The 11,773-nt window shown below is 71.9% G+C and carries 2 protein-coding genes; one reads left to right on the forward strand and one right to left on the reverse strand.

The window, feature by feature from the left end:
* Window positions 1-7 precede the first annotated feature (7 nt).
* Window positions 8-9,667, reverse strand: a complete 9,660-nt coding sequence (locus tag HWX00_RS03040; RefSeq protein WP_175026902.1) for a non-ribosomal peptide synthetase — start codon at window positions 9,665-9,667, stop codon at window positions 8-10.
* A 272-nt stretch (window positions 9,668-9,939) separates the two neighbouring features.
* Here HWX00_RS03040 and HWX00_RS03045 point away from each other — a divergent pair, with 272 nt between their 5' ends.
* Window positions 9,940-11,685 carry a cyclic peptide export ABC transporter gene (locus HWX00_RS03045; protein WP_175026903.1) on the forward strand — a complete coding sequence of 582 codons (1,746 nt, stop codon included), beginning with the start codon at window positions 9,940-9,942 and terminating at the stop codon, window positions 11,683-11,685.
* The last annotated feature ends 88 nt before the right edge of the window (window positions 11,686-11,773 follow it).

Raw genomic sequence — 11,773 nt, forward strand, 5'->3', positions numbered from 1 at the left:
GTCGTCCTTATTGGGTTTCCAGTTCGCCGAGCAGCGCGTCGATCGCGCTCGCCGCATCGGTCTCGCCGCGCGCCGCGCAGGCCGCGTCGATCGCTTCCGCGCAGCGCGCCAGCGTGCGCGTGTCGAACAGCGTGCGCAGCGGCAGCGCAAGACCCCAGTGCAGGTTGGCCTGCGCGTGGGCCTGCGTCGCGAGCAGCGAGTGGCCGCCGAGCAGGAAGAAATCGCCGTCGCGGCCGATCGCGTCCACGTGCAGCACGCGCTGCCAGATTGCCGCGAGCGCGCGTTCGGTGTCGGTCGCGAGTTCGACGGCTTCGGCCGTGTCGCGCACCGGCGCGGGCAGCGCATGACGGTCGCACTTGCCGTTCGGCGTGACGGGCAACGCGTCGAGCTCGATCAGTTGCGACGGCACCATGTACGCCGGCAGTTGCGCGCGCAGTGCGTCGAGCAGCGCCGCGCGGTCGAGCGGGCCCGCATCGCCGCGGGCCACGTAGCCGATCAATTGCTCGTCGCGCACGATCACGACCGCATCGTTCACGCCGGGCGCCGCGCGCAGCAGCGCTTCGATCTCGCCCGGCTCGATCCGCTGGCCGCGCAGCTTCACCTGCGTGTCGACGCGGCCAAGGTAGTCGAGCGCACCGTCGGCGCGCCGGCGCGCGAGGTCGCCGGTGCGGTACATGCGCGCGCCCGGCACGAACGGATCGGGCACGAAGCGCTCGGCGGTCAGCGCCGGGCGGCCGAGATAACCGCGCGCGAGACCGGCGCCCGCCAGGTACAGTTCGCCGGTCGCGCCAGCCGGCACCGGCTGCCACGCGGCGTCCAGCACGTGCAGCTGCAGGTTCGCGATCGGATGACCGATCGGCACCGCGACCGCATTCGCGTCGTCGGGGCCGCAAGTCCAGTGCGACACGTCGATCGCGGCTTCGGTCGGTCCGTACAGGTTCACGAGCGTGGCATTCGGCAGCAGCCGCGCCATCTTCGCGACGAGTTCGGGCGCGAGCGCTTCGCCGCTCGCGACGATCAGGCGCACGCTGTCGCATTGCGCGGCGGCCGAGAAGTCGTCGAGATGAGCGGCGAACGCGGCCAGCATCGACGGCACGAAATGCAGCACCGTCACGCCGTGCGCGTGGATCGCGGCCGCGAGACGCGCCGGGTCGCGATGGTCGCCCGGTGCGGCGATCGCGAGCTTCGCGCCGATCGCCAGCGGCCACACGAATTCCCAGACCGACACGTCGAAACCGAACGGCGTCTTGTGCAGCACGACGTCGTCGCGCGTCAGCCGGTACGCGTGCTGCATCCACGCAATCCGGTTCGCGAGTGCGCCGTGCGTGTTGCCGGCGCCCTTCGGCTTGCCGGTCGAGCCGGACGTATAGATCAGGTAGGCGAGCCGTGCGTCGTCGATCGCGGCGGTGCCGCTTGCGGGCGCGCCGTCCGCTTCGTCCGCCGCATCGGCAAGCAGGTCCGCCACCGTCAGCAACTGCGTGTCGGCGCCTTCACCCAGCGCGGCCTCGACCTGCTCGCGCAGATGGGCCTGTGTGATTGCGACGGCCGGCCGCGCGTCCCGCAGCAGGTACGCGATGCGCTCGGCCGGATAGTCGGGGTCGACCGGCAGGTACGCGGCGCCGGCCTTCAGCACGCCGACGAGCGCCATCACCATGTCGAACGAACGCTCGACGCACAGCGCGACCGGCGTGTCGGGCCGCACACCGCGCCGGCGCAGCGCGGCCGCGATGCGCGAGGTTGCCACGTCGAGCTCGCGATAGGTCGCACGATGCACGCCGCCATGAACGTCGGCGTATTCGAGTGCAATCGCGTCCGGCGTCGCCCGCGCCGCCTCGGCGAATTGCAGGTGCAGCGGCTGCCGTTGCGCGATCGGCCACGCATGCGCGGTGTCTTGCGCATGCGCCAGTGCGTCGCGGGTGGCGGCGTCGGCGATCGACAGCGTGCCGAGCAGCGCGTACGGCGTACGGGCCAGTGCATCGAGCGCACATGCGAACGCACGATGCCAGGTCTCGACCTGACGCGCATCGACACGTGCGGCGTCGTAACCGTAGTCGATCGTCAGTTCGGCGCCGCTTTCGATCACGAGCGTCAGCGCGAAATCGGTTGCCTCGATGCTGCGCACGCCGCTCAATGCCAGCGCGCGCGGATCGGCGTCGCGCGCCGTGTCGTCGACCGGGTAGTTTTCGAACACGACCAGCGTATCGAACAGTGCGCCGCCCGCCCCGCGCGCCCAGCGCTGGATGTCGGCCAGCGGCGTGTGGGCATGTTCGGCGGCGGCCGCGTTCTCGCGCTGCAGCGCCTGCAGCCAGTCGGCCGCGCGTTGCTGCGGCGCCGGTGCGGTGATGACCGGCAGCGTGTTGATGAACAGACCGAGCACCGAGTCGACGTCCGCGAGCGCGTCGGGACGGCCCGCGACGGTCGCACCGAACGCGACGGCCGGCTGATGCGTCATCCGCTGCAGCGCGAGCGCCCAGGCGCCCTGCACCAGCGTGTTGACGGTCAGCTTCAGCGCACGCGCCGTCTGCGCGACGCGCGCCAGCGCGTGCGCATCGAGCGTCGCACGCCACGTGACCATCTCGGCCTCGGCGCGATCGGCCGACCGGTCGGCAATCAGCGTCGGTGCATCCAGGCGGGCAAGACGCCCGGTCCAGAAACGCTCGTCGGCGTCGCGGTCGCGCGTGCCGAGCCATGCGATGAAGTCACGGTAGCGCAGCGCCGGACGACTCGCGAACGGCGACACGGCATCCGGGTCGCGATAGTCGCGCAGCACGTCGGCGAGCAGGCGCGCCGTGCTCCAGCCGTCGAGCAGCACATGGTGACGCGTCCACACGACGCGCCATGCGTCGTCCGACACGCGAATCAGCGTCAGCCGCATCAGCGGCGGCTCGCGCCAGTCGAAGCCGCGCGTGCGGTCGGCCGCGAGCCAGGCGTCGAAATCGGCGTCGAGCGTGTCGCCGCGCTCGCGCCAGTCGAGCTGCTCGACCGGGATCCGCGCATGGCGGTGCACGCACTGCAGCGGCGCGGCTTCGTCCGGCATCACGCTCGTGCGCAGAATGTCGTGACGCGCGATCGACGCGTCGAACGCCGCCGCGAGCCGGTCGGCGTCGAGCGTGGTCGCGGTCGCGACGAGCTGGTTCACGTAGCTCGCGTGGCCCGGTGCGAACAGCGCGTGGAACAGGATGCCCTGCTGCATCGGCGACAGCGGATACACGTCGTCGATCGCGCGCCAGTCGAGCGGCGTGCGTTCGATCGCGGCCTGCGTGAGCCCGGCGGCCTGCGCGAGCGGGAAATCGCCCGGCGTCGCGCCGGCGCCGCGATGCGCGATGCGCGACGCGCACGCGTCGACGAGTTCGCGCAGCGCCGACGCGAAGCGTTCGGCCAACGCGTCGATCGTCGCGCGCTCGAACTGCGGCGCACCGTAGACCCAGTGCACCTTGAGCGTACGCGCGCCGTCGCGGTCCGTATCGAGGTATGCGTGGATCGCGAGCGTGTTGCCGAGCGGCCCCCGCGGATCGCGCTCGACGCCGGTGCCGCCGAAGCGCGGTACGAGCGTGGCATCGCGCGGCGCGTCGAACTGGCCGAGATAGTTGAACGTGACGCGCGGGCGCGGCACGGCGGCCAGCGCCGCGCGCATCGCCGCATCGCCGTAGTGCGCGAGCACGCCGAAGCCGAGCCCCTTGTGCGGCACGGCGCGCAGCGTGTCCTTGACCGCGCACAGCGTGTCGCGCGCGGTCGCCGCGACCGGCAGCGTCACCGGGTAATGGCTCGTCAGCCAGCCGATCGTCCGGCTCGCGTCCGCCTCGTCGAACAGCGCTTCGCGGCCGTGTCCTTCCAGTTCGACGCGGCACGCAGCGGCGTCGCGCGCGCCGGCCAGCGCCAGCGCGAGCGCCGCGCCCAGCAGCTCGATCGTCTGCGTGCGATAGGCGGCATGCGCGTCGGTCAACGCGGCGCGGGTCAATGCCGCGTCGATCGTCTGCACGACGACGGCCGCATCGGCGTTCGTGGCCGTTGCGTCCGGATGATCGGGGACGACGTCGTCGCCCTGCGCCATGCCGGCCCAGTATGCGGCCTCCGCCGTGAACGGCGAGCCCGGTTCCGTCGCGGCACGCGCGAGCCGCGCGGCCCATGCGTCTGCGCGCAGGCCCGGCTGCGACAGGCGGACCGGCGTGCGTTCGCATGCGGCGCGGTAGGCCGTGTCGAGGTCGTCGAGCAGGATGCGCCACGACACGCCGTCGACGATCACGTGGTGAATCGCCAGATACAGCTGCGTCGAGCCGTCCGGCAGGCGCGCCGCGCATGCACAGGCGAGCGGCCCGCGGCCGAGGTCGAGACGGCGCTGCAGCGCGTCGAAGCGTGCGAGCCCGTCGGCTGCGTCGCGTGCGGCGACTTCGACGAACGGCAATGCGTCGTACGGCTTGGCTGCCTCGCTTGTGCGCCAGACGCCGTCCGCGCCGCGCGCGAAGCGCTGGCGGAACACGTCGTGATGCGTCAGCAGCGCGTCGAATGCGCGCGCGAATGCGTCGGCGTCGAATGCACCGCGCACGTCGAACGCAACCGACTGGTTCCAGTGGCCCGGATGCGGAACGTCGAGCGCGAAGAAGCGCTGCTGCGCGGGCGTCAGGACCGATGCGGCCACCGGCGTCGCGGCAGCGCTCGCGGGCTGGACGGCGGCGGCCGCATCGTCGGTCTTCGCGATGCGCGCGAGTTCGGCCACCGTCGGGCCGTCGAACAATTGCTTCGGCGTGAAGCGCACGCCGCGCTTGCGGGCACGGGCGATCACCTGCAGCACGAGGATCGAATCGCCGCCGAGTTCGAAGAAATTGTCGTCGCGGCCGACCTTCGGCGCTTTCAGCACGGCCTGCCAGACCTCGGCGAGCACGGTTTCGACCGCACCGCGCGGCGCATCGCCGGACGCAACCGCAACCGGCGCGGCAGCCAGCTCGCGCAATGCCGCGCGATCGATCTTGCCGTTCGCCGTCACCGGCAGGCGAGCCAGCGCGACGAACTGCGCGGGCACCATGTAGTCGGGCAGCTTCGCGGCAAGTGCCGCGCGCACGGTGGCTTCGTCGAAGGCCGCGTCGTCGCGCATCACGACGAACGTCGCGAGCCGCAGGCGGCCGTCATGCTCGATCGCGAGCGTTTCGGCCTGCGCGACCGGCGCGGCCGCGCGCACGGCCGCACTCACCTCGCCCGGCTCGACGCGGTAGCCGCGGATCTTCACCTGGTCGTCGATACGGCCGAGGAAGGCGAGACGGCCATCCGTGCGCAGTCGCACGCGGTCGCCCGTGCGATACAGCCGCGCACCGGGCGTGAACGGATCGGGCACGAAACGCTCGGCGGTTTGCGCCGGGCGCCCGAGGTAACCGCGCGCGACGCCCGGCCCGCCCAGATACAGCTCGCCCGTCGCGCCGGCGGGCACGCAGGCGCCGAACGCGTCGAGCACGAGCGCGCGCGCATTCGGCAGCGGCAGCCCGAGCGGCACGCCGCTCGCGGGGTCGCGCGCATCGGCGGCGATCGACGCGGTGTCGCACGCGATCGCGCCGACCGTCGCTTCGGTCGGCCCGTAATGGTTGATCACGCGGCAGGCCGGCGCGAGCGCGGCCAGGCGCGCGACGAGCGCCCACGTGAGCGTCTCGCCGCCCGTCACGAGCGCGTGGCGCGGCAGCACGTCGGCCGGCACGCGCGCGTCGAGCAGCGCCTGCAGGTGGCTCGGCACGATCTTCAGCACGCCGACTTCACGGCGGCGCATTTCGTCCGCGAACTGGTCCGGATCGAACGCGCAGGCGGCCGGCAGCAGATGCAGCGTGCGGCCGGCGCACAGCGCGCCGAACAGCGTCGTATGGCCGAGGTCGGCCGCGACGGTCGACACCATCGCGAACGAGGCGTCGGGTGCGAACGCGAGTTCATCGAGCATCCCCTGCACGTAGTCGGCCAGTGCGCCGTGCGACACGACGACGCCCTTCGGCGTGCCGGTCGAGCCCGACGTGTAGATCAGGTACGCGCCCTGCTCCGGATGCGGCGCGACGCGCACGCCGGCCGCGTGGGCGAGCGTCGCATCCTGCGCGAGCGTGTCGACGTCGAGCGGCTGCGTATCGATGCCGGCCGGCCACGCGGCCGTGTCCGCCACGAGCGCCCAGCGTGCGCCGCAGTCGGCCGCCGCGGCACCGAGTCGTGCGGCCGGCTGCGCGGGATCGAGCAGCACGGCGAGCGCGCCGGCCTTCAGCGCGCCCAGCAGGCCGACGACGAAACGTGCCGACCGTTCTATGCAGACGATCACGGACGCCTCGGCGGCCATGCCGCGCTGCACCAGTGCGCGTGCGACGCGGTTCGACGCGTCGTCGAGCTCGGCGAACGTCAGCGAGGTCGATGCGTCGGACAGCGCGACGCGATGCGGGTAGGCCGCCGCCTGCCGCGCAAACGCGGCGACGACGTCGGCATGCTCGATGCGCAGTGCGCGCCCGTCGCGCGGCTGGCGCGAGCTTGCCGACGCGTCGCACGGCAGTACGGCCGTCGGGTGTTGCGGATCGTGCGCGGCCGCGCCGACGAGCGCCGCATAGCTGTCGAGCCAGGCACGCGCGGTGTCCGCGTCGATGCAGTCGGTCGCGTACGCGGCGACCAGTTCGATCCCGTTCGCGTCGTCGGTGAAATCCACCGCGAAATCGAAGCGCGCGGCGAGATCGGGCCCCGGCGTCGCGACTGCCGTGGCGCCCGGCAGCACGCTGTCGTGCCGCGCATCGAACTGTTGCGCGAACTTCACCCGCAGCCATTCGTCGCCGCGCTTGACCGGCGGCTTCACCGCATCGATGACGCGCTCGAACGGCACGTCCTGGTGCGCGACCGCATCGAGCGCCGCCGTGCGCGCCGCGTCGACGAGCGCGCGGAACGGCAGCGTGGGCGCCACTTGCACGCGCAGCGCGACGGTATTCAGGAACAGGCCCAGCAGCGCGCGCGTTTCGGGGCGCTGGCGATGCGCGACCGGCACCGCGACGACGACATCCGTTGCGCCGGTCAGGCGCGACAGCCATGCGTCGAGCGCGGCGAGCAGCACCGTGAAGACGGTCGCCTGCGCGTCGCGTGCGAGTTGCCGCACGTCTGCCGCAACCGCGTCGGGCAGGCGCACCGACACGCGCGCACCCTGCAGCGTGCGCACGGCGCCCGGCTGGCGGTCGACCGGCAGCGCAAGCGGGCCCGGCACGTCGCGCAATGCGCCGCGCCAGTAGTCGAGCTGGCGCTCGCCCTCGCCGCCGGCCAGCATGTCGCGCTGCCAGTCCGCGTAGTCGGCGTACTGGATCGGCAGCTCGGGCAGCGACGGCTCGCGGCCCTCGGCGTACGCGCGGTACGCGGCCGACAGATCGTCGAACGCGCAGCGCGAGCTCCAGCCGTCGGTGATCGCGTGATGCGCGGTCAACAGCAGGCGGTGGCGGTCGTCGGCGAGCGCGATGAGCGTCGCGCGCAGCAGCGGGCCGCGCGCGAGGTCGAACGGCTCGGCCGCGTCGCGCTCGGCGAGGCGCGCGGCTTGTGCGTCGCGGGCGGCGGGCGGCTGGTCGCGCAGGTCGATATCGGCGATCGGCACCGGCAGATGCGCATGAATCCGCTGCATCACGATGCCGTCGTCGTTGTCGACGAGCGTCGTGCGCCACGCCTCATGACGCCCGATCACGTGATCGAGCGCGCGCTGCAGCGCGTCGCGCGCGAGTGCACCGTCGATCGTCCAGTGCGCGGCGATGTGATACGCGGCGCTCGCGTCACGCGTTTGCGCGAGCACCCAGAAACGTTGCTGCGCAAGCGAGGCCGCACGGTCGACATGCGCCGCGGCCGATGCCGCTGGATCGGCCGCGGCGCGACGCGCGGAAATCGCGGCCAGCGGCTCGCCGGTCTCGCGTTCCGCCCGATCGACCGTCCCGGCCAGTTCGGCCAGCGCCGGATCGGCGAACAGCGTGTCGAGCCGCAGGTTCACGCGCAGGGTCGCCCGAATCGCGGCCTGCAGCTGCATCGCGGCGAGCGAATCGGCGCCCAGCGCGAAGAACCGGTCGTCACGCGACGGGATGACGTCAAGGCCCAGCAGCGTCTGCCACAGATCGGCCAGTTGTCGTTCGGTCGGCGTACGCGGCGTATCGCCCGCACCTTGCGTCGTGTCGCGCGCGGCGGCAATCCGTTCGCGCAGCGCGGCACGGTCGATCTTGCCGTTCAACGTATACGGCAACGCATCGACCCGCACGAAGCGGTGCGGTTGCCACGCGGCCGGCAATTGCGCGGCCACGTGCGCTTTCAGCGCTGCATCGTCGGCCGCCGCGCGCAGCGCGACGCACGCGATCAGCCGTGTCGGTCCGTTGCCGGTTTCGGCGACCACGGCCGCGTCGGCCACGGCCGGGTGCGAGCGCAGGCACGCGGCGATTTCCGCCGGCTCCACGCGCACGCCGCGCACCTGGACCTGATCGTCGAGGCGGCCGAGATAATCGAATGCGCCGTCGTCGCGCAGCCGCGCGAGGTCGCCGGTGCGGTAGACGCGCGCGCCGGGTTCACCCTGCGCATCGGGAATGAAACGTTCGGCCGTCAAGGCCGGGCGACCGTGATAACCGCGGGCGACGCAGACACCGCCGAGCAGCAGCTCGCCCACGCCATCGGCCGCGGCGCCGTCGACGCGCGCGACGCGCGGGCCGATCACGCGGCCGATCGGCAGCGATGCATACGCGTCGTCGGCCGCCAGCACGGGCGTCTCGCCCGGCTCGACCGGCCACAGCATCGGCGAGATCACGGCCTCGGTCGGCCCGTAGCCGTTGATCAGTCGTACCGACGGAAATGTGCCGCGTACGAACTCGAATGCCTGTTGCGGCAGCGCTTCACCGCCGAACGCGAGCACGCGCAGCGCCGGCGGCACGCCGTCGCGCGCGGCGACGGCCGCGAATTCGCGCAGGTAGGCAGGCGGGAACGCGGCGACGTTGACCGACTCGCGCACGAGCAGCGCATGCGCGGCGTCCGGCGCGAACGGCTGCGGCGGCGCCACGACGATGCCGGCGCCGACGGCGAGCGGCGCGAGCCAGCATTCGTGCGCGGCGTCGAAATTGACCGATGCGAAATGCAGCAGGCGGTCGCCGGCCTCGATCGGCAGCGCGGCCGCGAGCGCGGCGCAATGCGCGGCGAGCGGCCCGTGCTCGACGACGACCGCCTTCGGCGTGCCGGTCGAGCCCGACGTATAGATCATGTAGGCGGCCGAACGCGGGTGAACCGGCACGGCTTCGTCGCCGGCGACGAGATCCTGCTTGCCCGATGCCGCCGCCGGATCAAACGCATGTTCGAACGGCGTGCCGAGCGCCGCGCGGCCGGCCGCGTCGACGATGCCGTGCCGCAGTTGCGCATCCTGGACGATCCAGTCGAGGCGCGCGGCGGGATGGCGCGGATCGAGCGGCACGAACACGCCGCCCGCCTTCAGCACGGCCAGCAGCGCGACGAACAGTTCGCACGAACGCTCGACGCAGACGCCGACCCGCACTTCCGCGCCGACACCGGCCGCGCGCAGTTGCCGGGCCAGGTACGCCGCCCGCGCGTCGAGCGCGCCGCGCGACAGGCGCAGGTCATTCTGGAAAGGAACCGCGATCGCGGGTGCGTCGGGCGCGATGCGCGCCAGTTCGCGGATTCGGTGATGCAGCGCAGTCGGGAAACTCGTCATGTGCGTGAAGTCCTTCGGTCCGGCCGCTTCGGCCAAGTCTCGGGGCCGCTTGGGGCGGCTTCACTGGTGTGACGAACGACGCGGCCGATTTTTTACCGTTTTGCACGCAAAGTGCGTGCGGCCGCATTTTTTTGACGGTGCCGCTAAATATTTGCGTGCCCCGTTCGTCTATCAGGGAGGAAGCCGGAACGGGGCCCCGCCTCGCCCGCCGCTTTCGCGTCAGATTCACCGTTTCCGCGTTTTTGCCTGCCTTCCCTTTACCGACGTTGCCGATGACAGCCGCCCACGAGCCTTCCTCCCCGCCGTCCCTCGACGCCTCTCCCGGCCGCCCCGCGGCGCGCCTGATCCTTGCGCTGCTGCGCGAAAGCCGCGTGTCGCTCACGCTTGCGCTCACTGCGTGCGTCCTGAATGGTGTCGCGAGCGTGCTGCTCGTCGCGACGCTGAACCGCGCGCTCTCTCAACCGGGCGCGGCCGATGCATCGCTCGCGTGGCGCTTCGCCCTGTGCGCGGTGATCGCGCTCGTCACGCGGATCGTGTCGGGCACGCTGTTCGCCCGCCTGTCGCAGGACACGATGGCGCGGTTGCGCGTCCATCTCGCGCGACGCGTCGGCTCCGCCGAATTGCGCGACATCGAGCGGATCGGCGCGGCGCCCGTGCAGTCGGTGCTGACCGACGACGCGACCAACGTGTCGATGCTGTTCTTCGCGCTGCCGAACCTGGTCATGCACGGTTCGATCGTGTTCGGCTGCCTCGGTTATCTCGCCTGGCTGTCGTGGCCCGTGTGCCTGCTGGCGCTGGCCGCGATCATCGCAGGCTCGCTCGGCTATCACACCGGCGACCGCCGCGCGATCGCGTCGCTCGAGGCGGCCGGCCACGCGCAGGACCGCCTGTTCGGCTATCTGGGCTCGCTGTTCTCCGGCGCGAAGGAACTGAAGCTGCACGACGCGCGTGCCCGCCAGTTCGTCGACGGCCAGCTCGGCGCCGCGATCGGCGAAGTGCGCGACCACCGCCGCCGCGCGTTCAGCGCATACGCGGTCGGGGTCGGCTGGATCATCTTCCTGTTCTACGTGTTCCTCGGCGTCGCGTCGTTCTGGCCGCAGCTCGGCGTGCATGCCGACCCGGCCGCCGCCGCCGGCTACGTCGTCGTGTTCCTGTTCATGCTCGTGCCGCTCGACGGTCTGCTGAACAACCTGCCGACCGTCAACGCCGCGCGCGTGTCGCTCACGCGGATCGAAGGCGTGATGGCCGAATTCGGCGCGCTGCGTACGGTGCCGCCCGCCGCCGACGCACCCGACGTGCCGCCGGCCGGCGCCGTCACGCTGCGCGGCGTCACGCATGCGTACTTCCACGAACGCGACGAACGGATGTTCAGCATCGGGCCGATCGACCTGACGATCAAGCCGGGCGAACTCGTGTTCATCGTCGGCGGCAACGGCAGCGGCAAGACGACGCTCGCGAAGGTGCTGACGGGGCTCTACGAACCGGAGGAAGGCACGATCGAGGTCGACGGCCGCACGATCGGCTGGCGCGAGCGCGCCGCGTACCGGCAGCGCTTCAGCGCGGTATTCAACGACTTCCACCTGTTCGATGCGCTGCTCGGCATCGTCGATCCGGACGATCCGTCGCGCGCGCAGGCCGACGCACGGGCGAACGCGCTCGTCGCGAAGCTCGCGCTCGACCACAAGGTGAAGGTGGTCGACGGCGCGTTCTCGACGCGCGCGCTGTCGACCGGTCAGCGCAAGCGGCTCGCGCTCGTCGTCGCCTATCTGGAAGACCGGCCGTTCTACCTGTTCGACGAATGGGCGGCCGACCAGGACCCGTCGTTCAAGGCCGTGTTCTACGAGCAGTTGCTGCCCGAGCTGCGCGCGCGCGGCAAGGCCGTGATCGTGATCACGCACGACGACCGCTACTTCGATCTCGCCGACCGGCTGCTGAAGCTCGACAACGGGCGCATCGTCAGCGACACGATGCCTGCGCGCTCGCGTGCGCAGGATGGTGTCGATGCACTGAGCGCCTGAGCGACGGGCGACAAAAAAATCGCCGACGCGCTGCCATGGCAGTGCGTCGGCGATTTGCATTTCGGAAGCGAATCGTGCCGGCGGGCAA

The organism is Burkholderia seminalis DSM 23518, assembly GCF_902832885.1.
Classification (GTDB): domain Bacteria; phylum Pseudomonadota; class Gammaproteobacteria; order Burkholderiales; family Burkholderiaceae; genus Burkholderia; species Burkholderia seminalis.